At 65.1% G+C, this 23,192-nt stretch carries 19 protein-coding genes; 2 read left to right on the top strand and 17 right to left on the bottom strand.

The features are described from left to right. Positions 1 to 6: 6 nt before the first annotated feature. Both AC6H34_RS10555 and AC6H34_RS10550 read right to left on the bottom strand, forming a co-directional pair. Positions 7 to 723 (bottom strand): FadR/GntR family transcriptional regulator, encoded by a 717-nt coding sequence (locus AC6H34_RS10555; RefSeq protein ID WP_448150059.1) that lies wholly within the window; start codon positions 721 to 723, stop codon positions 7 to 9. A 9-nt stretch (positions 724 to 732) separates the two neighbouring features. Further along, on the bottom strand, positions 733 to 2,169 hold the full coding sequence (locus AC6H34_RS10550; RefSeq protein WP_497538771.1) for an FAD-binding oxidoreductase: 1,437 nt from the start codon (positions 2,167 to 2,169) through the stop codon (positions 733 to 735). 262 nt (positions 2,170 to 2,431) lie between these two features. On the opposite strand from AC6H34_RS10550, the gene gloA reads away from it, so the two are divergent. After that, positions 2,432 to 2,848 carry a lactoylglutathione lyase gene (gene gloA / locus AC6H34_RS10545; RefSeq protein ID WP_448150061.1) on the top strand — a complete coding sequence of 139 codons (417 nt, stop codon included), beginning with the start codon at positions 2,432 to 2,434 and terminating at the stop codon, positions 2,846 to 2,848. A gap of 50 nt (positions 2,849 to 2,898) precedes the next feature. Here gloA and AC6H34_RS10540 read toward each other — a convergent pair whose 3' ends face one another. The 9 genes from AC6H34_RS10540 to AC6H34_RS10500 all read right to left on the bottom strand — a co-directional run bounded on the left by AC6H34_RS10540 (position 2,899) and on the right by AC6H34_RS10500 (position 12,763). Continuing rightward, positions 2,899 to 3,867, bottom strand: coding sequence for an ABC transporter permease (locus AC6H34_RS10540; protein ID WP_497538770.1), 969 nt, complete (start codon positions 3,865 to 3,867; stop codon positions 2,899 to 2,901). A 10-nt stretch (positions 3,868 to 3,877) separates the two neighbouring features. After that, positions 3,878 to 5,380: a sugar ABC transporter ATP-binding protein gene (locus AC6H34_RS10535; protein ID WP_448151377.1), complete on the bottom strand. Its 1,503-nt coding sequence runs from the start codon at positions 5,378 to 5,380 to the stop codon at positions 3,878 to 3,880. Between the two features lie 5 nt (positions 5,381 to 5,385). Beyond that, positions 5,386 to 6,435, bottom strand: a complete 1,050-nt coding sequence (locus AC6H34_RS10530; protein ID WP_497538769.1) for an ABC transporter permease — start codon at positions 6,433 to 6,435, stop codon at positions 5,386 to 5,388. 103 nt (positions 6,436 to 6,538) lie between these two features. Then, positions 6,539 to 7,618 carry a sugar ABC transporter substrate-binding protein gene (locus AC6H34_RS10525; protein ID WP_497538768.1) on the bottom strand — a complete coding sequence of 360 codons (1,080 nt, stop codon included), beginning with the start codon at positions 7,616 to 7,618 and terminating at the stop codon, positions 6,539 to 6,541. Between the two features lie 384 nt (positions 7,619 to 8,002). Continuing rightward, a complete protein-coding gene (gene kduD, locus AC6H34_RS10520) occupies positions 8,003 to 8,767 on the bottom strand; it encodes a 2-dehydro-3-deoxy-D-gluconate 5-dehydrogenase KduD (RefSeq protein ID WP_497538767.1) in 765 nt (254 codons plus the stop codon). Further along, on the bottom strand, positions 8,764 to 9,600 hold the full coding sequence (gene kduI / locus AC6H34_RS10515; protein ID WP_497538766.1) for a 5-dehydro-4-deoxy-D-glucuronate isomerase: 837 nt from the start codon (positions 9,598 to 9,600) through the stop codon (positions 8,764 to 8,766). Before kduI ends, kduD begins: the two co-directional genes overlap by 4 nt. 20 nt (positions 9,601 to 9,620) lie before the next feature. Then, on the bottom strand, positions 9,621 to 10,457 hold the full coding sequence (locus AC6H34_RS10510; RefSeq protein WP_448150067.1) for an ATP-binding cassette domain-containing protein: 837 nt from the start codon (positions 10,455 to 10,457) through the stop codon (positions 9,621 to 9,623). Then, positions 10,454 to 11,530, bottom strand: a complete 1,077-nt coding sequence (locus tag AC6H34_RS10505; RefSeq protein ID WP_497538765.1) for an ABC transporter permease — start codon at positions 11,528 to 11,530, stop codon at positions 10,454 to 10,456. Before AC6H34_RS10505 ends, AC6H34_RS10510 begins: the two co-directional genes overlap by 4 nt. Positions 11,531 to 11,665: 135 nt before the next feature. Further along, the gene (locus tag AC6H34_RS10500) at positions 11,666 to 12,763 is read right to left on the bottom strand and encodes a sugar ABC transporter substrate-binding protein (RefSeq protein ID WP_497538764.1); all 1,098 of its coding nucleotides are present in this window, start codon (positions 12,761 to 12,763) and stop codon (positions 11,666 to 11,668) included. 170 nt (positions 12,764 to 12,933) lie between these two features. Between AC6H34_RS10500 and AC6H34_RS10495 the strand changes: the two genes are divergently transcribed. Next, entirely contained in the window at positions 12,934 to 13,977 is a 1,044-nt protein-coding gene (locus AC6H34_RS10495; RefSeq protein WP_497538763.1) for an aldo/keto reductase, read from the top strand. An 11-nt stretch (positions 13,978 to 13,988) separates the two neighbouring features. Here the strand turns inward: AC6H34_RS10495 and AC6H34_RS10490 are convergent, their stop codons facing one another. The 6 genes from AC6H34_RS10490 to AC6H34_RS10465 form a co-directional block, all read right to left on the bottom strand. Beyond that, a complete protein-coding gene (locus AC6H34_RS10490; RefSeq protein WP_448150071.1) occupies positions 13,989 to 14,402 on the bottom strand; it encodes a Ros/MucR family transcriptional regulator in 414 nt (137 codons plus the stop codon). Positions 14,403 to 14,698: 296 nt separating this feature from the next. After that, on the bottom strand, positions 14,699 to 17,125 hold the full coding sequence (gene gyrB / locus AC6H34_RS10485) for a DNA topoisomerase (ATP-hydrolyzing) subunit B (RefSeq protein WP_448150072.1): 2,427 nt from the start codon (positions 17,123 to 17,125) through the stop codon (positions 14,699 to 14,701). A 277-nt stretch (positions 17,126 to 17,402) separates the two neighbouring features. Further along, on the bottom strand, positions 17,403 to 18,020 hold the full coding sequence (locus tag AC6H34_RS10480) for a LysE family translocator (RefSeq protein ID WP_497538762.1): 618 nt from the start codon (positions 18,018 to 18,020) through the stop codon (positions 17,403 to 17,405). 110 nt (positions 18,021 to 18,130) lie between these two features. Further along, positions 18,131 to 18,829, bottom strand: coding sequence for a nucleotidyltransferase family protein (locus AC6H34_RS10475; RefSeq protein WP_497539873.1), 699 nt, complete (start codon positions 18,827 to 18,829; stop codon positions 18,131 to 18,133). A gap of 29 nt (positions 18,830 to 18,858) precedes the next feature. Next, on the bottom strand, positions 18,859 to 20,391 hold the full coding sequence (gene tsaE / locus AC6H34_RS10470) for a tRNA (adenosine(37)-N6)-threonylcarbamoyltransferase complex ATPase subunit type 1 TsaE (protein WP_497538761.1): 1,533 nt from the start codon (positions 20,389 to 20,391) through the stop codon (positions 18,859 to 18,861). A 148-nt stretch (positions 20,392 to 20,539) separates the two neighbouring features. Continuing rightward, entirely contained in the window at positions 20,540 to 23,050 is a 2,511-nt protein-coding gene (locus tag AC6H34_RS10465) for a PAS-domain containing protein (protein WP_448150075.1), read from the bottom strand. Positions 23,051 to 23,192 lie beyond the last annotated feature (142 nt).

Genomic DNA, 23,192 nt, shown 5'->3' with positions numbered 1-23,192 from the left:
TGATGGCTATTCGGATTGTTCGTCCGCCAGGCCGACACGACCCGCGGCATTGTGGAGATGGATGCGCATGGCGGCCTGGGCCTCGTCGGGGTCGCCGGCGGCAATCGCATCGAGGATGCGCTGGTGCTCCCCCAGAGTGACGGCGGCGAGGTCTTCCGAGCGCTGCTGATTGCCGGAAGCGAGGATGCTCTCGCGCACCGTTTCGGAAACGAAGGTTAGGAACTGCACCATGTAGGTGTTGCCGGTCGCGGCGGCGACCGTCTTGTGGAACTCCAGGTCCGTCTTGAGCCACATGACGCTGCCATAAGGCGCCGCCTGCATCGTCGAGAGTGCATCGCGCATGGCACCGAGGTCGGTCTCGGTCCGGCGCCTCGCCGCGAGGGCGGCAGCCTCGACTTCGAGGATTCCGCGCAGCTCGAACAGGGAGCGGAAGGCATTGGCCTGCTGGAGGGTCTCGTAGTCGATCGTCAGCACGGTGGGATTGGGCTGGTCGGTGACGAAGGCGCCCCGTCCCTGCTGTGACCAGATGCGGCCCTCGGAGCGCAGGCGCGCTATGGCCTCGCGGACGACATTGCGGCTAACGCCGAAGGTCTGCGCCAATTGCTGCTCCGTCGGCAGCTGGTCGCCTGCCTTGAGCCGTCCCTGCGCAATCTCCCGCGTGATCGAGCTTGCGACCAGCGTCGAGAGATGCGGCCCACGATTGACCTTGTCGAGCTTCAGCATCGTTCCCCCTCAGTCCTCTTCCATGCTCGCCAGTATCCGCCCCTCGCTGAGCAGATGCCTGGGATCGAAAGCGTCCTTGATTCGGCGCGAAAGCTCCAGCGTCAAGGCGTCCGTGCGCTCGAGGAAGGCGGCCTGCTTCAGGCGTCCGATGCCGTGCTCGGCGCTGATGGAGCCGCCATGCCTGTCGACGACGGCGAAAATCACCTGTTCCGCCGCATGAAAGAGCGCGTCGAACCCTGACGGCGGCATTTCCACCGGAGGCACGACGTTGAGGTGGATATTGCCGTCGCCGACATGGCCGTAGGTGACGGCGATCGCCTCGGGATGGGCTTGCGACAGCGCCTCCAGCGTATCGGTCACGAAGGAGGCAAGGCTGGAGATGGGAACCGAGACGTCGGTACGGAGGTAGCGCCCCCCGCGACCCTGCGCCTCCACCATCATTTCCCGCAGCAGCCACAGCCTGTCGGCCTGTGTGCGGCTCGAGGCGACGACACCGTCGAGAACCAGGTCGGACGCTTCCGCCAGAAAGCTCTCCAGCAATGCCCTCAGATCCACGCGTCCCGCCGCGGAGGCCTCGATCAGCACATAGACCGGATAAGGCTGCGCGAGCGGATCGCGCAGATCCGCCCGCGCCCTGAGGGCGATCTCGATCCCGCCCCGCAGGATGAGTTCGAATGCCGTCAGGAGGTCGCTGCATTCCCGCCGTGCTCGTGCATAGAGCCGCATGGCTGCGTCCACGGACGCCAGGCCGACCAGCGCTGTCTCGACCTGCGTCGGCTTCGGAAAGACCTTCAGTGCCGCGGCCGTGACGATGCCCAGCGTCCCTTCACTGCCGATGAAGAGTTGCTTGAGGTCATAGCCGGAATTGTCCTTGCGGAGCGTGCGAAGGCCGTTCCAGATCCGCCCGTCTGCAAGCACGACCTCGAGCCCGAGAACCAGGTCGCGCGACATGCCGTAACGCAGCACGTTGAACCCGCCGGCATTCGTGGAGATATTGCCGCCGATCCGGCAGGTGCCCTGCGCGCCGAAGGTGATCGGGAGGATGCAGTCGGCAGCCTCGGCGTGCCGCTTGGCCTCCTCCAGGATGCAGCCCGCCTCGACCACCATGGCGAAGTCGATCGGGTTGACGGATCGCACCTTGTTCATCCGCTCCAGTGAAACGACCAGTTCTCCACCGGGATAGCTGGCCACGGCCGCTCCCACGAGGCCCGTCAGGCCGCCCTGTGGCACGACATGGATCCGCTGCTCGTAGCAGTGCCGCATCAGGAGGCCGAGTTCCTCGCTGGAACGGGGCCGTGCGACCGCCAGCGGGCGGCCGTAATGATCGCCCGACCAGTCGCGGCTGTAGCGTTCGAGCGCGTCGCCATCCGCGATGAGCAGGTCCGCCGGCATCGCGGCGAAGAGCGCCGCGAGCGCTTTTTCCTGGGGCGGCGGAAGAGCGTTCATTCTGTGGCTCCGGGCGGAAACGGAAAACGACTGGACAATTGGACTGCTTGCATGGTTATCATACAACTATGGTTCGGAACATCAAGTGCAGAGGGTCCTTTCCCTGGCCGGCTTCGGTTGGAGCTGAGTGGCGCTCAGGTGGAACGCCACTTTACTCTAACTCTTTGTTTCAATGCGTCTTTGTTCTTTCTGGCGACAAGGCCGGAGAACAGGACGTCCAAGAACCAGTGTGAAAACGACAACTTGCAGGAGGATTCGAACGATGTCTGATGCGTCCGGCCAATTTCGAATGATGCATACGATGATCCGTGTCTTCGATCTCGACAGGTCGATAAAATTCTACACCGAGCTGCTTGGCATGAAGCTTCTCCGTCGGGAGGAATTCCCTGGCGGACGCTTCACCCTGGCGTTCGTCGGCTACGGCCCGGAGGAGAGCGATACCGTCGTCGAGCTGACCTTCAACTGGGACCAGGCAACGCCCTACGAGATCGGCTCTGGTTTCGGCCATCTCGCCCTTGGCGTGAACGACATCTACGCGGTCTGCGGCGCGCTGGAAAAGCAGGGCGCGAGGATTCCGCGTCCCCCCGGACCGATGAAGCATGGCACCACGCATATTGCCTTCGTCGAGGACCCGGATGGCTACAAGATCGAACTGATCGGCCTCGACACGATGAAATGATCCCAGCGTCCCAGGGGCCGCGCCATTCCGGCACGGCCCTTGCCGCCGCCTCACTTGATGATGGCGATCTTGCTGCGGTCGATCGTGATCGCCACCGCCATCACGAGGACGGCCCCGAACACGATATTCTCCGCGAAGATGTTGATGCCGACGAAGGTCGTACCGATGCGCACGATCGAGATGATCAGGGCCCCCACCGCCGTACGCGCGACGCCGCCGAGCCCGCCGGTGATCGCCGTCCCCCCGACGATGACGGCGGCGATCGCCGGGAGCAGGAGCTGGTTCGCGAGAATGGGCGAGCCGCTCGAGAGGCGCGCCGCCAGGATCGTGCCGGCAATGGCGGCGAGCATGCCGGAAATCGCGAAGGCGATGATCTTCGTACGGTCGACATTGATGCCGGCGGCGATCGCCGCCGGCTCGCCCGCACCGATGGCGAGGCTGTAGCGCCCGAAGCGGGTGTAGCGCAGTCCGATGAAGGCGACGATCCCGATCACGGCCGCGATGATGACCACGGTCGGCAGCCCGCCGATATTCCCGTTGATCCAGGCCGTGTTCTCGCGCCCCCCCTCCTCGATGGTGATCGCCCGACCTCCCGCCGCCCACAGCGCGATGCCGGCGACGACGCCGCCCGTCGCGAGCGTCGCCACGAAGGAGGGCACTTTCAGCCTTACATGCACATAGCCGCTCAGCAGGCCGAAGACGAAGCCGGAGAGGATCGCCGCCGGAAAGGCGAGCAGGCCCACATGAGGCAGAAGCTGGGCAAGGATGACGCTGGCGAGCGATGCGACGGACTGGATCGACAGGTCGATGCCTCCGATGAGAATGACGAAGGTGACCCCGGCGGCGAGGATGAACAGCACCGCCGTGTTGGACAGCAGCAGGAACAGCGTGTCGCCCGTGAGAAAGCCCGGCGCCGCGATCTCGATCGCCAGAACAAGAGCAACCAGCAGGGCCAGCGGAATGGCTCCCTGCATCCATCCGGCGGCGAGCACCGATCTCAGCGTGTTGGTTCGGTCCATGATGCCCCCCTCAGACCATGGCGCGGACGAGATCGACCTGCGCCGGCTTGCCGCCGGGCGCCGCGTCGAAACGAGCCGTCACCGCGCCGTCGCGCATGACGAGGACACGGTGCGAAAGGCCGATCGTCTCCTCCAGCGTGTCCGAAATCAGCAGGATCGCCACGCCTTCCGACGACAGTTGGCGGACGAGTTCGTAGACCTCCTCCTTCGCGCCGACGTCCAGGCCGCGCGTGGGGTGGTCGAGGATGAGGATGCGCGAGCCTGCCGTCATCCAGCGCGCGAGCACGACCTTCTGCTGATTGCCGCCGGACAGCTTGCGGCAGGCGATGTCCGGGCCTGGGGCCTTGATGTGCAGGCGCTTGATCCAGTCGATCGCAAGCCGACGCTCGCGGGCGTAGTCGATGGCGCCGCTCCGCATGACCGAGGAGAGGTCGGCCAGCGAGATGTTCTCGGCGATCGACAGGAACATCACCAGTCCCTCGACGCGCCGCTCACGCGGAATATAGCCGATGCTCTTGCGCACGGCCTGTTCCGGCGAGCGGAACTGCACCGCCTCGCCATTGATCCTGAGCGATCCCGCCGTATGGGTAAGGAAGCCGCCTATGGCGCGCGTGACTTCCTCCCGCCCAGAGCCGACCACGCCGGCAATGCCGACGATCTCGCCGGCGCGGATCTGCAGGTCGACGTCGCGAAAGGCCCCTTCGACGCCGAGGCTGCTCGCATCGACCACGATCTCGCTGCGTGGCGGAACCTGCCGGTCTTCCTTGTAATACGTTGCCTGCAGCCCCCGCCCAACCATGATCTCGTGCAGCTCGGGCCCGGTCACGGCATGGGCCGCGTGCTCGGCGACCACCTGACCGTCCTTCATGGTGTAGACCCGGTCGGAAACGTGGAGCACCTCGTCGAGGCGATGGGAGACGAAGACGAAGCTCGCACGCGACTTGAGCGAGCGCACCCGATTGAACAGCATCTCGATATCGCTGCCGCTCAGCACCGAGGTCGGTTCGTCGAGCAGGATGACGAGGGGGCGCGAGACCGTCTCCTCCAGGGTCAGGGCCTTGGCGAGCTCCACCATCTGGCGGGCGGCGAAGGTCAGCTCGGCCGTGCGCGCCGTCACGTCGATGTCGACGCCGACCTTCTCGAGCTGGCGCCTCGCCGCTGCCCGCATGGCGCGCCAATCCACAAGACCAAAACGAACGAACTGGTCTTCCTGGCCGAGATAGATATTCTCGGCGACCGAGAGGTTGAGCAGCAGCGACTGCTCCTGGAATACCATGCCGATGCCATGGGCGGCGCCGTCCCGTGCATTGCGCAGCCTGAGCGGCTTGCCGTCGAGCAGCAGCGTGCCGCTGTCCGGCTGGTGGGTTCCGGCCAGGATCCGCATCAGGGTGGACTTCCCGGCCCCGTTCTCGCCGATGAGACCGACCACCTCGTTGGGTCTGATCTCGAGGGAGACCTCCTTCAGGGCAGGGACCCCCGCGAAGGATTTGCTGATGGCGTTTGCCGACAACAGGGCTGTCATTTCACGATCCTCAGGCGCAGGCGATCCAGGGAGAGGGCGACGGCCGCGATGATCATCAGGCCCTGGACCGTCTGCTGGACATACGGGGAGACGCCGAGCAGGATCATGCCGTTGCCCAGCACGGTGACGATCAGGACGCCCACGAGCGTATTGATCACGCCTCCCTCGCCGCCCGTCAGTGCGGTTCCTCCGACGACGACGGCCGTGACGGCGGCAAACAGACGCCCGTCGGCGATCACCGCGTCGGAGCGGCCGAGCTGCGCGGCCGCGAGCACGCCCGCCATGCCGAAGAAGAAGCCCGCGAGGCCGAAGGCCATGATGCGCACCCGGCGCAGATTGATGCCCGACAGCTCGGCGACGTCCTCGCCTCCGCCGATCGCCATGATGTGGCGGCCAAGCCGGGTGTGATACTGGATGACGCAGGCCAACGCGAGGGCGCCCAGCGCCACCCAGACCGCGAGCGGCAGGCCGAGGAAGCGGGCCAAGGCGAGGTCGCGGATCGTTGGATCCATCAGCCTGACGGCCGAGCCGCCGAGCATGTAGACGGAAATGCCGAGGCCGATGAACCAGACGCCGAGCGTGGCCATGAAGGAGGGAATGCGCAGGAAAGTCTGGATCAGGCCTGTCGCGAATCCCATGGCGGTGCTGGCTGCGACGGCCGCCAGAACCGCGAGCCAGCCATAGGAGTTGGCGTTGGCGTCGTTGGCAGCGAGCAGGACAGTGACCATCGCCGCTATGGATAGCGAACCCTCCACCGACAGGTCGATGCTGCCGAGCAGGATGATGAAGGTGAGACCCATGGCGAGGGTCAGGGGCACGGCCGCCGAGTTTGCGACGCGAACGAGATTGCGCAGCTCGATGAAGTTCGGATTGGCGATCGTGATCAGGACGCAAAGTGCAATCAGGACGAGGGCCGGCGCATAGCTGCGCCAGCGCTGGAGGTTCCGCCTGTTGAACAGGCGACTCGCAAAGCTCGGCATCGTACCTTCCCGCCCGCCCTTCGCGACGGCCTTGATGTTCTCGGCATTGATGGTCAAAGACGGCACCTCGCTACGTCATCCGGAAACGCCGGCGGGCGCGCGGAGCGCCCGCCGACAGTGAGCCAGTCGCGGGGGAGAAGCCGCGGACGGCAGGAGGAACACCGCCGGACTAGGCGCGGATCGGACCGGTCACGCGGCCCCACAGGTCGCTCCAGTCCAGCGTCGGATGGGAGTCGATGTTGGTCTTGTAGTAGTCCTCGACGTTGTCCTTCGCGATCAGGACGGCCTTGCCATAGAATTCGCGATGCTCGGGCGGCTCCTTGGCCGGGTCGATCTTCTTCTGGAGTGCCGCCAGGCCGATGGCGAGCCCCATGCCGCCCTGCCAGAAGGGATCGGAAGTCACCGTGCAGGCGAACTCGCCCTTGCGCACCGCATCGACGGCCGCCTTGATGCCGTCGACGCCGACGACGGGCACCTTCCCCGCCAGGTTTTCGGAGCGCAGGGCTTCCAATGCACCCGTGCCCATGTCGTCGTTCGCCGCCCAGATGCCCTTGACGTCATCGCCGAAGCGGGTGAGGAGGTTGCCGGTCAGATCATAGGCTTCCGACGACTTCCAGTTGGCGACCTGGAAATCCAGCAGCTTGACATTGGGGTTGGCGGCAAGCGCGGCGTCGAGCCCCTTCTTGCGCTCGATCGCCGCCGTGTTGGAGATCTGGCCACCGAGCGCGACGATGCCGCCCGAACCGCCCATCGACTTGAACAGGATCTCCGCGATCTGCTTGCCGCTGGCGATGCCGTCGAATTCGATGTGGGAGACGTAGTTGGGATTGAAGTCCTTGGGATGCAGATCGTCGGGCTTGTTCCACTGGGTCACGACATAGGCGCCGGCCTTGGCGCAGGACTCGACGATGGGGCGCGCATCCGGCGTGTCGTTGGGATCCGAATTCAGCACCATGTTGCCGCCGGTCTTGGCCAGCATGGCCTTGATGTCGGCAATGCCCTTCTCGCTGTTGCCTTCAGAGACGAGCGTCACATGGTCGAGACCGACCGCCGAGGCGAAAGCCTCCGCGCCGGTCTTCCAGACCGCATGATAGGGATTGGACAGCGAGCGGATCGAGGTGACGAGCGTGGGCTTGTCCGCCGCGAAGAGCCGGCTGGGCAACGCAGCCACCGTTACGCCCGCCGCCACCGTGGCGAGGAATGACCGGCGATTGAGGATACCGAGACGCGAACTGATCCTGTCGTTCATGCGAAAACCTCCCTTTGAGTGATCCGGTTGTCCGCGCCGCCATCGTCCTGCGGCATTCCGGTCCCGGCAGCCTTGCTTACAGAGATTGTACGACAACCCCTCAAGAAGGTAACCGTACTCTTTCTCCCGGCGACCGGCAAGAGGCTTCCGCCGATGCGGCCTGGAAATGCCGAAACGCCATGAAATCAGGCTCTTGGAGGAGATGGCGAGCGCCCGCGAGGCCGGCGAATACCGCCAGCCGGAACGATGTTCTCAACGCCGTATCGCACGATTTCGGCGATCCCTAGAGCAAAGCGCGTTTAGGTAGAAATGCCGCTTTTCTTCAGCTCTCTGTTTTTCGACGCGTCTTTGCGTTTTACCCATTCCGTCAAAATACAAAACGCCCTACCGCACCAGCCAGCCTCCATCGACGGGAATGACGGCGCCATGCACGTAGTCGGAGGCCGTGGAGGCCAGGAAGACGGCCGTCCCGCCGATGTCGGCCGGGTCGCCCCAGCGGCCTGCGGGGATCCGCGCAAGGATCGCCGCATTTCGATCGGGGTCGGCACGCAGCGCCTGCGTGTTGTTGGTGACGAAGTAGCCCGGCGCGATCGCGTTCACATTGATGCCCTTGCCGGCCCATTCGCAGGCGAGCAGGCGCGTGACGCCGGCGAGCCCGCTCTTGGACGCCGTATAGGAGGGCACCCTGATGCCGCCCTGGAAGGAGAGCAGCGAAGCGATGTTGACGATCTTGCCCCGACCCATACCGATCATGTGGCGTGCCGCGGCCTGGGACAGGAAGAAGGCGGTCTTCAGGTTGACGCCCAGCACCGCGTCCCAGTCCTCCTCGCCGAAATCGATCGCATCGGCTCGTCTGATGATTCCGGCATTGTTGACCAGGATATCGAGACCGCCGAAAATCGACACCGTTTCAGCGACGATGGCCTTCACCGGCTCGATGCTGCCGAGATCGGCCCTGATGGCATGGAACCGGGCGCCCGTCTCCTTCACGAGGGCTTGCGTCTCGTCCATCGGCGAACGCCCCACGGCCACGATTGCCGCGCCCGCCCGACCGAGGGACAGCGCGATTACCTGGCCGATGCCGGTATTGGCGCCCGTCACCACGGCGATGCGGCCTTCCAGATCGAAGGGATTGTGCACGGCGCTCACCTCAGATCGGCAATGGCGATGTGGTCCATGTCGGTGAAATTCTTGTTGTCCCCGGCCATGGCCCAGATGAAGCTGTAGTTCTTGGTGCCGGCGCCCGAGTGGATCGACCAGGGCGGCGAGATGATCGCCTGCTCGTTGGCCACCACCATGTGCCGGGTCTCCTGCGGCTCGCCCATGAAATGGAAGACCCGCTGGTCGGCGTCCAGGTCGAAATAGAGATAGGCCTCCATTCTCCGATCATGGGTGTGGCTCGGCATGGTGTTCCATACGCTGCCCGGCTCCAGCATGGTGAAGCCGAGGGTAAGCTGGCAGGACTGGCAGACCTCGGGGTGGACATACTGGTAGATCGAGCGCCTGTTGGCCGTGTCGGCATCGCCCGGCGCCAGATGCCTCGCCTTGTCGCGGGTCAGAAGTACGGCGGGGTGGCTTGCGTGGGCCGGCGTCGAGACGAGATAGAACTTGGCAGGCGATGTCGCATCGGCGCTCTCGAAGCGCACATCCCGCACGCCCCGGCCGACATAGAGGCAGTCATATTTCGACAGTGCGTAGGCCATGCCGTCGACGACGATACGACCTGCCCCGCCGATGTTGAGGGCGGCCAGCTCGCGCTCTGCGAGAAACGTCTCCTGTCCAACGGCTTTCGGAGCCGTCAGGACGAGGCTTTCTTCCAGCGGTGTCGCGCCGCCGATCACCATGCGGTCGTAGTGGGAATAGACGAGGCTGATTTCGCCGGCCTGGAACGGCCTCTCCACCAGGAAATGGCGCCGCAGCGTCTGCGTGTCGTATCCTCGCACAGCATCGGGGTGCGAGGCGTGCCTGACGTCGATCTTCATGGAGATGTCCTCTCAGCTCTTCAGCCCTGCCTCGGAAGGATGGGCGCTATTTCTTGCTCGGCCGCCATGATGGCGCGCTTGCCGAGGCCGGATTTGACGATGCGGATGAGTTCTTCCTCGCTCGTGTCGGACGTTGCGGCATCGAGCACGATCTCGCCCGAATGAAGGAAGTTGATGCGGTCGCAGACCTCGAAGATCTGGTTGTAGTTGTGGACGATCAGCACCACCGAGACTTGCCGCTGACGCCGCAGGTTCTGGATCAGGCCGAGCACATGGGCGCTCTCGCGTACGCCGAGGGCCGCGAGGGGTTCATCGAGAATCAGTACGGTCGGCGAGGAATAGATCGAGCGGGCCACGGCGATGCACTGGCGCTGGCCGCCGGACAGCATGTCGACGGTGCTGTCCACGCTGGGAATGGAAATGCCGAGCGTGTCGAGATAACCGCGCGACAATGCGCGCATGCGGGCATTGTCGAGAAGGTTGAAGCCGAGGAAGCGCCGGCGCTGCTCCCGGCCGAGAAACATGTTGTGGTAGACGCTGAGATCGCCGATCAGCGCCAGATCCTGATAGACAGTCTCGATGCCGAGGGCACGCGCGTCGCGGGGCGATGAGAAACTGGCTTCCTCCCCCTGGAAGAACATCTTGCCGCCGTCCGGCGCGTGAAAGCCGGACATCGTCTTGATCAGCGTCGACTTGCCGGCGCCGTTGTCGCCAACCAGCGCGAGGACTTCGCCCTTGCGCAGCTTCAGGCTGACGTCCACCAGCGCCGTCACCGGGCCGAAGCTCTTGCTGATGTGCTGCATCTCCAGGATGACTGGAGCATCCGCCGCCAGCGGCGGCAGGGTATCGTCGGTCATGCCCGCCTCCTCAGCCGCAACCGGCCGACCTGCACATTGAGGATCATCGCCGCGACGATGGCGGCGCCGAGATAGATGTCCGAGGTGGTCGCCTGCGCGCCGACCATCACCAGCCCGTTGTTGAGGGCGGCGACCACGAAGGCGCCGATCAGCGAGCCGACCACGGTACCCGAGCCGCCCATGAGCGAGGTGCCGCCTATGACGGCGGCGGCGATGGCCTGCAACGTGAGGAAGGGGCTGCCGGCCGTGGGATCGGCGGAGGAAAACTCGGCCGTGTTGATGATGCCGGCAAAAGCGGCGATGCCTCCGGCGATTATGAAGTTGTAGATCTTCATCCAGTCCGTACGAATGCCGATCTCGCGCGCACCGGTGATGTTGCTGCCGGTGGCGACGGTATGGAGGCCGAACCGCGTGCGCGTGAGGACCACCGCGAGTACGAGAACCACGAGCAGCGCCCACAGGAAGGGCGAGAAGGCCGAAAGGCCGTGGAACGACAGCAGTGAATCGTCCGGCCCGTAGAGACTCTCGCCGAAGATGGCATTGAACGGCTCCTCGCTCGGCGCGACGATCGGCTGGCTGTCATAGATCGAAACGGTGATCCCCTGCAGCAGGAACAGCGTGCCCACGGTGGTGATCAGCGAGGGTACGCGCAGCCTCACCGTGATGAAGCCGTTGACGAACCCCACGAGGACGCCCAGGAGGACGCCGATGGCCGCACCGGCATAGAGCGGCAGTCCAAAGGTGATCGACATCAGCACCATCAGATAGGGCGCGAGCGAGAATGTGCTGCTCAGCGAGAGGTCGATCTCGCCGGTGATCATCAGCATCACCTCGGCGGCCGCGATCATGCCGAGGCGGCCGGCATCGCGCAGGACCACGCTCATGAGCTGGGTGGTGAGGAAGCCGCCATTGCTGCCGATCTGGAAATAGACGACCAGGAGCACGGCGACGACCGCAATGCTCGCTTCCCTGTAGCGGGAGAGCAACGTGACGAGGACATTGCCGGGCGGTGGCCTTCGCGTGACGACCGTGCTGGCCGGCACCGTGCCGGAATTGCTTGAATTCGTGTTCATCGATGAGGAACTTTCGCGCCTTGGAGTGGCGGCCGGAGACCGCCATTCTTTGAAACGATGGGCGGCTGAAGCGAGGAACGGCAGCCGGACATCGCCATTCCCGCCTCGAACGCGCCGACCGAAGTGCCGACGGCTCTACGTCGGCTCGGTATTGGTGCGGCCCTCGAAGCGCGTCTGCCCGAGATAGTTGTCGACATTGTCCTTCGTGACATAGGCTTGGCTGGTATCGCTGTTCGCCGGGCCGACGAGACCGCCGGAAACCTTGTAGAGAAACATCTGCTGCACCGGCAGGAAGCCCTGTAGATAGGCCTGCTGGTCCGTGGTGAAGGTGACGTCCCCGCTCTTGATGAAGGTCAGGGTCTGCGGGAACAGGTCGAAGCCCGCCACCACGCCGCCCTTCTTGGCCAGCCCGTATTTGTTGGAGACAAAGCCGCAGGCATAGGTGTCCGAGCCGCCCGTGCCGAACAGGCCCGCGACGTTCCGGTGGCTGAGATAATAGCTCTCGACGCGCGATATCTCGGTCTGCGGGTCCGGCCCCGAATTGACGACGTCATAGGTGATGCCGTTGCCGAAATCCTTGATCGCCTGGATGTAGCCGTCGAGGCGCGGCTGGGTGTTGAGCGAACCCGGCACGCCGATCGTAAGCATCACGTGTGCGTCCTTGGGCAGGAGCTTGAGCCACTTCATGGCGACGTTGTAGCCGGCGGTGTAGAGTGGCTGGCCGACATAGGACAGGCGCTTGTTCGGGCTGCCGGCCGGCACGTCGGCATTGAAGGCGACGACCGGGATTCCGGCAGCGATCGCCATGTCGGTGGCGGCGTCGAAGGCCTTGGGATCGACGAGGCAGACCGCGATGCCGTCGGCCTTCTGGGCGATCGCCGTCTGCATGGCGCTCACCATCTCCGAGACGACGTTCTTCTGCGATCCCGTCCATTGATAGCTGGCTCCGAAGGCCGCGCAGGCGTCCTGGATGCCGTAGATGCAGGGCGTGAAGAACTGGTCCAGCGTCACGTGGCAGACGAAATGGAATTTGTAGGGCTTCTTCGGCAACCCTGCGCTGGCCTGCGCGGCCTGAGCCAGGGCGCGATCGGCCCCGGCAAGCAATCCGGCCGCCCCGCTCGCCAGTGCCGCCGCGCCGAGACCGGCCTTGGTGGCCAGGCCGAAGGCTTGCCTGCGATTGAGCCCGTGCCGTGCAGAAAATTCGGCCTCTTCGTCCCGATTGTCTTTGGTCACTGCAACCTCCCTTGAGCCGACATGAGCGGCGCCTGGAGCGCGCTTCCCGTCGTATGGTTACCTTGTTGTACGACAAATTTTCTGTCAATATGTTTTCGCGACCTGCGGCGAGAGAGCTGCCAGGAGGGGGTCGCCGCGCACGGCACGGTATGAAATATCTAGGAAAATCAATGTTTAAGATGGAAAGAAGAGCCGTCACAGCCGGTGGGCTGAAGGTGACCACGATGGGTCTCGGTGGTACAGGGCTCGGCAACATGTATCGCGCTACGGACCCGGGAGAGGCCCATGACACAGTGCATGCGGCCTTCGCGAACGGCATGCGCTACTTCGATACGGCGCCGGTCTACGGCTTCGGCCTAGCCGAGAGCCGGCTGGGCGAGGCAATCGCCTCGCTGCCCCGCGACGAGATCGTCATCTCCTCCAAGGTGGGCTATGATCTGGTGCCCATTCCGCCCGAGCAGGTGAAACCGGTGCTATGGGACGATGCGCCCCCCTTCCGCGCCGATTTCGATTATTCGCGCGACGCGGTGCTGCGCTCGATCGAGGGTAGCCTGGCGAGGCTCGGCGTCGATGCCATCGACATGCTGGCGATCCACGATCCCGACGAGGCGCTGCATTTCGGTCCCGGCGAGGATCCCTTCGCACGCAGCCGCTTCAAGGAGGCGATGGAGGGGGCCTATCCCGTCCTCGACGAACTGCGGGCCCAGGGCGTGATCAAGGCCGTCGGCGTCGGGATCAACCAGTGGCAGATGCTGGCCGACTTCGTAACCGCGGGCCGCTTCGACTATTTCCTGCTGGCCGGACGCTATACGCTGCTCGAGCAGGAGCCGCTCGCCAGCCTGCTGCCGGAATGCGAAAGGCGCGGCACCAGGATCGTGGTCGGCGGTCCGTACAATTCCGGCATCCTGGCGAGCGGCCCCGTGGAGGGGGCGACCTTCAACACACGGCCGGCCCCGCCGGAGATACTGGAGCGGGTGCGGCGCATCGAGAAAGTCTGCGCGAGCCACGGCGTGCCCCTTCCCGCCGCCGCCCTGCAGTTCCCGCTCGGCCATCCCCTCGTGGTGAGCGTCATTCCCGGTGCACGCTCCGTGGCGGAGCTCGAACAGAACCTGGCGTATATGCACTGGCCGATCCCGGCCTCCCTCTGGTCCGATCTCAAGACCGAGGGCCTCGTGGACGCTGCCTCGCCGCTCCCCCTCGCGGCTGCAGCCTGACGAGAGCGCCGCTACTTCCTGCCGCGCCCCTTGCTTCCAAGCCCCATGGACCTGGCAAGCGAGGAGCGCTGGGCCGCATAGTTCGGAGCGACCATCGGATAGTCGTTGGGCAGGCCCCACTTCGCCCGATAGTCGTCCGGCGTCATGTCGTAGGTCGACGACAGATGCCGCTTGAGCGACTTGAACTTCTTGCCGTCCTCAAGGCAGATGATGAAATCCGGCGTTACCGATTTCTTGATCGGCACGGCCGGCATGAGCTTCGGCTGCTCCGCCTCGGCGGGAGCGCTCTCGCCGCTCTTGAGGCGCTGCAGGGCAAGGTGCACATCTCCGATCAAGGTGGGGAGAGAGGCTGCGGACACCGAATTGTTCGAGACATAGGCGGCCACGATCTCCGCTGCGACCGCGACACTCTTTGCATCATCCATGGGGGCTGACCTTCTGGTTCCATCGAATGGGGATTACGCCGCCGAAACGGGGCGCGCCATTTGACCAGAGACTTTGTGAACACTGGATGAACCGCAGGATCCGGCGAGGCGAACATGCCGTCTCCACGGGAGAGCGCTTCGGCAAGGGCGGCCATCCGCCGCCATCAACCTTGAAGACTGTCTCTCCTATCCCGCGCTCCCGCTACTTGCGAGCGCAGATGCGCGAAGCGCCGGTAGACGGCGCCTCTTCGAGATCCTGTACAGACTTCTCTGGCAAACGACAGCCTCGCCTGTCCTCAGGCGTCGAGGTTTGCCGTCAGCGCGTTGTCCTGGATGAACTCGCGGCGGGGCTCGACGATGTCGCCCATCAGCTTGGTGAAGATATCCTCGGCCTCGACGACTTCCTTCACCTGCACCTTGAGCAGCGAGCGGACGTTGCGGTCGAGCGTGGTTTCCCACAGCTGGTCCGGGTTCATCTCGCCCAGGCCCTTGTAGCGCTGCAGCGAAAGGCCCTTGCGCGCGGCCTCCATCAGCGTTTCGAACAGGGCGACGGGGCCGTGCACCATGGTCTCGTCGCTGCGGCGGGTGAGAGTTGCCGGCGAGCCGTAGATCTCCCGCAGCGCCGCCGATCGATCGTCCAGCAGGCGGGCATCGACCGTGGCGAGCAGCTGGGCATCGAGGATATGGGCTTCCTTCACGCCGCGAATCGTCCGCTCGAACAGATAGCCGCCCTTGTCCACCGTGCCGGTCCAGCCACGCTCGAACTCCTCCGCGAGCTCGTCGAGGCGTCGGGCCACCTCTTCGGCTGCCTGCTGGGCGAGGACGGGATCGGCAACGACGCCGATGTTGAGCGCGCCGGCGATGGCAGCCTGCTCGACCACGGTGCGGTCATAGCGGCTGTGCAGGGCGCCGAGCAGCGTGCGGATGTTGCGTGCGTCGCCGATGACGGCCCGCAGATCCTGGCCGGCACGTTCCTCGCCCGTACCGAGCCTGAGGACCGAACCTTCGACGCCGGTGTCGATCAGATAATCCTCCAGCGCCCGCTCGTCCTTGAGGTACTGCTCCGACTTGCCGCGCGAGACCTTGTAGAGCGGCGGCTGGGCGATATAGACATGGCCCCGATCGATGATCTCGCGCATCTGCCGGAAGAAGAACGTCAGCAACAGCGTCCGGATATGGCTGCCGTCGACGTCGGCATCCGTCATGATGATGATCTTGTGGTAGCGCAGCTTGTCCGGGTTGAACTCCTCGGAGCCGATGCCGGTGCCGAGCGCCGTGATCAGCGTGCCGATCTGCTCGGAGGACAGCATCTTGTCGAAGCGCGCACGCTCGACGTTGAGGATCTTGCCGCGCAAGGGCAGCACCGCCTGATATTCACGGGCGCGGCCCTGCTTGGCCGAGCCGCCTGCCGAGTCGCCCTCGACGATGAAGAGCTCGGCCTTGGCGGGATCGCGCTCCTGGCAGTCGGCGAGCTTGCCGGGCAGCGAGGCGACGTCGAGCACACCCTTGCGGCGCGTCAGCTCGCGGGCGCGGCGGGCGGCTTCTCGGGCTGCGGCGGCTTCCGCCACCTTGCCGACGATGGTCTTGGCCTCGGCCGGATGTTCCTCGAACCAGGTCGAGAGCGCCTCGTTCATGGCGCTTTCCACCACGGGGCGCACCTCGGAAGAAACCAGCTTGTCCTTGGTCTGCGAGGAGAACTTGGGATCGGGCACCTTCACCGAGAGCACACAGGTCAGGCCCTCGCGGCAATCGTCGCCCGTCATCTCCACCTTCTCCTTCTTGGAGATGCCGGAGGACTGGGCATAGCCGGTGACCTGGCGCGTCAGTGCGCCGCGCAGGCCCGCGAGATGGGTACCGCCGTCGCGCTGCGGGATGTTGTTGGTGAAGCACAACACCGACTCGTGGTAGCTGTCGTTCCACCACAGCGCCGCCTCCACGCCGATGCCGTCGCGGTCGACCTTCACATAGATCGGCGCGGGCACCAAGGCGTTCTTGGAGCGGTCGAGATAGCGCACGAAGGCGTCGAGACCGCCCTCATACATCAACTCCTCGCTCTTCTCCCCGCCATGGCGCAGGTCGGTAAGCACGATGCGCACGCCCGAATTCAGGAAGGCGAGCTCGCGCAGGCGACGCTCCAGCGTGGCATAGTCGAACTCGACCTTGGTGAAGGTCTCGGTCGAGGGCAGGAAGGTCACCTCCGTGCCGCGCTTGTCCCCGGCCGGGCCGACGACCTTCAGCGGCCCATCGGCATCGCCATGGCTGAAGCTCATCGCGTGCTCCTGGCCGCTGCGCCAGATGCGAAGCCTGAGCTTGGAGGACAGCGCGTTCACCACGGAAACGCCGACGCCGTGGAGGCCGCCGGAGACCTTGTAGGAGTTCTGGTCGAACTTGCCGCCGGCATGCAGCTGCGTCATGATCACTTCGGCCGCCGACACGCCCTCCTCGGGGTGGATGTCCGTGGGTATGCCGCGGCCATTATCGGTGACGGTGACGGACCCATCGGGATTGAGCGTCACCGTGACGATGTCGGCATGACCGGCCAGGGCCTCGTCGATGGCGTTGTCGACCACCTCGTAGACCATGTGGTGCAGGCCCGAGCCGTCATCCGTATCGCCGATATACATGCCAGGCCGCTTGCGCACGGCATCAAGGCCCTTGAGAACCTTGATGGAATCGGCGCCATAGGCATTTTCGGGGGTTTCGGAGACGGCGGGATCGGACATACAGCAACTCGTTTTTGATTCGGTTAGGAATATAGGCATTCCCGCGCCAAATTTCATGCCCAAAACCGTGCATTTTTGTTGTTTTTCAGGAGTTTATCGACACAATTCGAACCCGCGATCCGGAGAAGCGTCTCAATATCCGCAGCAAGTCTCAAGGCCGAAAAATCTCAAACAAAAGCTGGATATACTTTTCATACCCTCACAATAATTGTTGCTAAACTTGATATGTGAGCTCTTCCGCCGAAGCTTCGGGAACTTGCGGGGGACATTCGATCGTTCAGCGGGTGGCAATCGATACGGCCGTGCCGGCCATCAGCGTACCGCAGCCGCGAGCAAGCAGGCGCATGGCGCAGGGACTGGAAAGCAGCGTCCGGGCACGGCCGGCGAGCATCATGTAGGAGGCGAAGACGGCGGCGAGCACCAGCTCCGTCACCACCGCCAGTTCGATGAAGCCGCCCGCGGAAAGATGGCCGAGATCGATCAGATTGGGCAGCAGCGCGGTGTAGAATACCATCACCTTGGGGTTGCCGAGCGTGATCGAGAGCCCGCCGAGAAAGGTGCGCCAGGCTCGCTCGCGCCGCGTATCCGTCTCGACCGCATGCGCCACGGACGGCACCGTCCACAGCTTCCAGGCGAGATAGAGCAGATAGGCCACGCCCGCATATTTGATGACGAGAAAAGCCGTGCCGAAGCTTTGCGCCAGCACGGCGAGGCCCGCTACCGCAAAACCCAGCCATACGACGTCGCCGAACGCGATGCCCGCTGCAAATCCGATGCTCCCGCGCACCCCCTTGCCGAGAACACGCGCCACGAGCGCCGTCACGCCTGGACCAGGCAGCGCGGCGGCCACGCAAAGCGTGCCGGCATAGAAGGCGAGGCTGGCGGGATCGAGCATCGAAGGGCTCCGGAAGGAGGCGCCCTTATAGCGTGTTGCGCGAGGGAGGACTATCTCCGGGTGTAGGGGGCTTGCTGGAGCGATACGAGCCGCGAAAAAGGAAGACGGGATCAATCCACCGTCCAGAGCGCTATCCGCTCCTCGGCCTCCGCCACGGCCAGCGGCGTTCCCACATGCAGCCAGATGCCGTCGAGACGCTTGCCGAAGAGGCGACCCTTCGCCTCCGCTTCGTCGAACAGGCGGTTGAGCGAGAAGGCCTCGGAGGTGCCCGCGAAAAGCTCGGGTTTGATCAGCAGCACGCCGGCATAGGCAAACGGCGCCGTCTCGCATTCGCGGCGGCGGCTGAGCGTGCCATGGCTGTCGAGATGGTAGTCGCCGCGGCCATCGAAGCCGATGCTGCTGGCCGTGGCGGCGACGAGCATCAGGATATCCATACGCCCGGGGTCCCAGGCCGCCTTCAATGCGTCGAGATTGACCTGCGGTCCCTCGATCCAGAAACTGTCGCAATTGCAGACGATGAAAGGAGCCTTCCCCAGCAGCGGCAGGGCCTTCCGCACGCCACCCCCGGAATCGAGCAAGCCTGATCTCTCGTCCGAGATCAGGATCCTGGGCCGCCTGCGCCCGGCGAGATGAGCCTCCATCTGCTCGGCGAAATAATGCACGTTGACCACCGCCGTCTCGACATCGGAGAAGGCGAGCCGATCCAGCACGTGATCGATCAAGGTCTTGCCGGCGACCTCGACGAGAGGCTTGGGCTTGCTGTCGGTCAGCGGACGCATGCGTTTGCCGAGGCCGGCGGCCAGCAGCATCGCCGTGCCGAAGGGCTTGTCCGCGTTGCTCACGACTGGCGCGCCTCGATCGCGAAGACGAAGGTCTCGAACCATTCCTTCAGCTCTGCGAGGGAAGGATGGGCGAGCGCCCTGTCGAGATAGGTGCGGATACGCGGGATATGCTTGAGGTAGGCCGGCTTGCCGTCGCGCTTGTCGAGGCGGGCGAACAGGCCGAGGATCTTGGTATTCCGCTGGGCCGCCATCACCGCGTAGGCACGGGCGAATTCCGCCGGGTCGAACGCAGGCTCTGCCGTCTTGCGGGCCTTGACGTAGCGCGTCAGCAGCTGGAGTTCGAGCCCCTGCGGGACGGTGACGCGGGCATCGAGGCAGAGTGCGGCGACGTCATAGGCCGGCGAGCCTATCATGGCGTCCTGGAAGTCCAGCAGGCCGATCCTGCGGACGCCATCGCGCTGGGGCAGCCACATCAGGTTGGGTGAATGCACGTCGCGCAGCACCCATGTCTTCTCGCCCTTCACGGCTGGGGAAAGCGCGGCACGCCAGAGCGCCGTGAAGGCGTCACGGTTGCGCTGCGAGAGCTGCGGCGAGCCGATCAGCGGCAGATACCATTCGAGCAGCAGCTCCACTTCGATATCCAGGGCGCCGTAGTCGAAGATCGGGATCCTGTGGGCGATTGCCGGCGTCACGGGCAGGGTATCCGGCAGTTCCAGGGCGTGGAGTTCGGCCAGCATGTCGATGGCGACACCATAGCGGTCGGGAAGCGGCGTGCCGCCCTCGGCGATAAAGGCCGAACCGAAATCCTCCAGGAGCAGCAGGCCGTGCAGCAGATCCTCCTTGATGATCTGCGGCGCGGAAAAGCCGCGCTCCGCCAGGCCCCGATCCATGGCGACGAAGGGCTTCACGTCCTGCGAGATATGGGCGATCTGGCTGTAGGTCTTGCCGTAGCGCACCGGCACCCGGTCGGTGCGGGCGGGAGAGTTCATCAGGATCGCGGTGGTGTTGCCGCGGATCAGGCGTGTGTAGGTGCGGGTGGAGGCGTCACCCTGGATATGCACGCGGGTGGCATCCTGCCATCCGGCCCCGCGCAGGAAGTCACCGATCTGAGAGATGCGGCGCAGGCGCCGCGACCATTCCCCGGTGCCGAGCAGCGTGGCGCGACGGGCGGTCTCGCTCTTGCCGGCGTGGACGAAGCGGATGTCGAGCCGGTCCGGCGGCAAGGCGTCTCCCGCCTTCTCGGGCCATTCCACCAGCACGAGCGCGCCGTCGGGCGCCTCGTCCCAGCCCAGTTCCTCAAGCTCGCTGGCGTGACCGATGCGGTAGAGGTCGGCATGCACGACGGGATAGGAGGGCGTGTCGTAGAGCTGGATCAAGGTGAAGGTGGGGCTGGAGACCTCAAGCTCGGGATCCCCGGCGATCTGCCGGATCAGGGCCCGCGCGAAGGCTGTCTTGCCGGCGCCGAGATCACCTGACAAGGTGACGAGATCACCTGCCTTCAGGACGGGCGCGAGATCCCGCGCCAGCATGTCGGTGGCCGCCTCGTTTGGAAGGTCGAGTGTCCATTGGTGGGTGAGAAGATCGGTCAATGGCTGGGGCCTTCGGATAACGGCGAGCGAAAACTGCGGGATTCTACAAGTGAGGCGGGGCGCTGGCCACTCCCTCTCCACAAGAGGGAGGGAAGTCCCTGGCGTCGCGTTCCCGTGGAAGCCCGTGCCTCGCCCCAGCAACGCCTCCTCATTCCGCCGCCTCCCTGTGCGCGGAAGCATCGACCGGGAAACGGCAGGTCACGATCGTGCCCCGGCCTTCCTCGGAGACGAGCTCGACACTGCCGCCATGCAGCTCGACGAAGGAGCGCACGATGGAGAGGCCGAGCCCGACGCCGCGATGGCCGCTGGAGCCGCCATGGGATTCGAAGCGGTCGAACACGCGGTCGATGACGGCCTGCGAGATGCCGCGGCCGCGATCCTCGACGCGGAAGACGATCTCCTGCCCCTTGCGCAGGGCGGAGAGCGTCACCGTGCCCCCTGCCTGCGAGAAGCCGATGGCGTTGGAGAGAAGGTTGAACAGCACCTGGCGCACGCGCTGGCCGTCGGCCTCGAAGGAACCGATCTGCTGGCTCGCCTTCATCTCCAGCCGCACGCCGGTTTCGGCCAGGCGCGGCTGCACGGCTTCCGCGACGCCCTGCATGGCTTCGCGGATGTCGACCTTGCCGAGGTCGAGAGTCATGGCGCCGGCATCGATGGTGGCCAGGTCGAGGATATTGTTGATGATGGCGTAGAGCGCGTCCGAGGAGGTCTTGATGTAGCCGGCATACTGACGCTGCTTCTCGTTCAGCGGCCCGGCTGCGCCATCGGCCATGAGCTGCACGAAGCCGATGATGTTCTGCAGCGGCGACCGCAGCTCGTAGGAGACGTGGTGCACGAAGTCGTTCTTGAGCCGGCCCGCTTCCTCCAGAGCCTCATTCTTCTCGAGGAGGGCATTCTCGAAATTCACCGAGTCGGTGACGTCGGTGAAGGTCGCAAGCGTGCCGCCATCGGGCAGGGGCACGGTCGCAAACTCGATGACGCTGCCATCGACGCGCGTCATGCGGTCCTCCATCGAGCGGCGGGCGTCGCCGATGGAGGTAATGGCGTTCTTGAGGCCCTGCCAGATGCCTTCGTCGCGGAACAGGAGGGAACAGCGCGCCACCACATCGTCGATATGGGGACGCTTCTCGAGCATCTCGGCCGGCAGGCGCCAGATCTGGGCGAAGGCGGGGTTGGACAGGCGCAGGCGGCCGTCCGAGCCGAATGCGGCGACGCCTTCCTTCAGGTTTTCCAGCGTCTCGCCTTGCACGCGGGAAAGGGCCTTGTAGCGCGCCTCCAGGTCGATGCGCTCCGTCACGTCCTCGAAGAGATAGGTGACGCCGCCGGCCGGATTCGGGGTGGTGACCACGCGGGATGTGCGCCCGTCGGGCAGGTGCCACCAATGCTCCGCCGGCTCGAGCGCCCGATAGGCCTCGTGCAGCTTGGACTTCCAGGCGCGGAAGTCGGCCTGCTCGGGCAGCCGGCGCTGGGCGCGCAGGCGATCGAGGATTTCGCCGTCGGTCGGCTTCTCGTCCAGGAAGGCGGGATCGAGCTGCCACAGGGCGGCGAAGGCGGCGTTGAAGAAGGTGAGATGCTGGTCGGCATCGAAGATGGCCACGGCAGTGGCGAGCTGGTCGAGGGTACGGACATGCGCCTCGATCTGGCGCCCGATATCGGCCCGCATCGTCTCGACCTCGGAGACGTCGATCGCCATGCCGGCCGAACCGCGTGACGAGGGAATGTCGATGACGTCGAGCGTGCGCCGTGCCCCGCCCACGACGGCCGGGACACGCTTGAGGAAGGGCTTACCCTCATGCCGGGCCTTGCCGGCGTCCTCACGGGCTGGACGATCGAGCAGTTCGATGTCCCGGTTGAGAGCATCGCTCTCATCCTGGGCGTCGACCGCCCTGGCATAGGCCTTGTTGACCCAGGTCAGCTTCTCGTTGGCATTGCGCAGCCAAAGCGGTACCGGCGCCTCGTCGAGCAGCGCACGGATCGCCTCGATTTCCTCGCTGGCACGACGGTGCCGGTCGGCGAGGCGGGCGAGTTCCAACCGGTCTCCGGTGACGTCGCGCAGGCGCAGCACGGCGCGTCCGCCCAAGGCGCGGCCCTCGGCCTCTATGTAGCCGCCATGGCGCGAGCGTGCCACGAGATGAAAGCTCTCGCCGCGCTCGCGCAGGGCTCGGATGTGTTCCTCGAGATTGCGCGTGTCGTGATAGTCGAGCCAACCGGTACCGACCAGGCCACGCTTGGAAGGCGAGATGGTGACGCCCGGCAGTTCGCCCGACAGGAGCGGCAGGTCTTCGGTGCCCGACCAGACCGCGACCAGTTGCGGTTCCGACATGAGCAGCTGCTCGGCACGCTCGGCGCGAGCCGCCAGGCCCGCCATTTCCGCCCGCGTGGCGCGATCGCGCGCAAGCCAGGCATTGCGGGCACGAAGGTAGAAGATCGCCAGCCCTGTTGCCAGAATCAGTAAACCGGCGAACAAAGCGAGCATCGCGAGGATGCGGCGATCGGCGCCGGAAAGGTCACCGAAAAAGGCGATTTCGTGCGGAAAACTGTCGGCGGCAAGCGCTGTCGAGGCGCAAAGCGCACCGGCGGTGGCGAGCCCGGCGCACATGAGGGGCGGAGTCCAGCGGCTGCCGGAGGAATCTCGCTCTATGTGCTTGTCCTGCCGCATCTTCTCTCGACGAATCCGAATCCCCTCGGCACCGGCCAGAAGCCGGCACCTGACGTTCCGCTCACCCTGAAACGCAACGAGACGACGGCAAGACGGGGCGCCGGGCGCCGGGAATGCCTGCAACATCGTCCTACGCGGAAAT

Source organism: Labrys sp. ALF-8 (genome assembly GCF_059699065.1).
The sequence above is the reverse complement of the archived record's forward strand: the minus strand, read 5'-3'. Positions and strand labels throughout refer to the sequence as shown.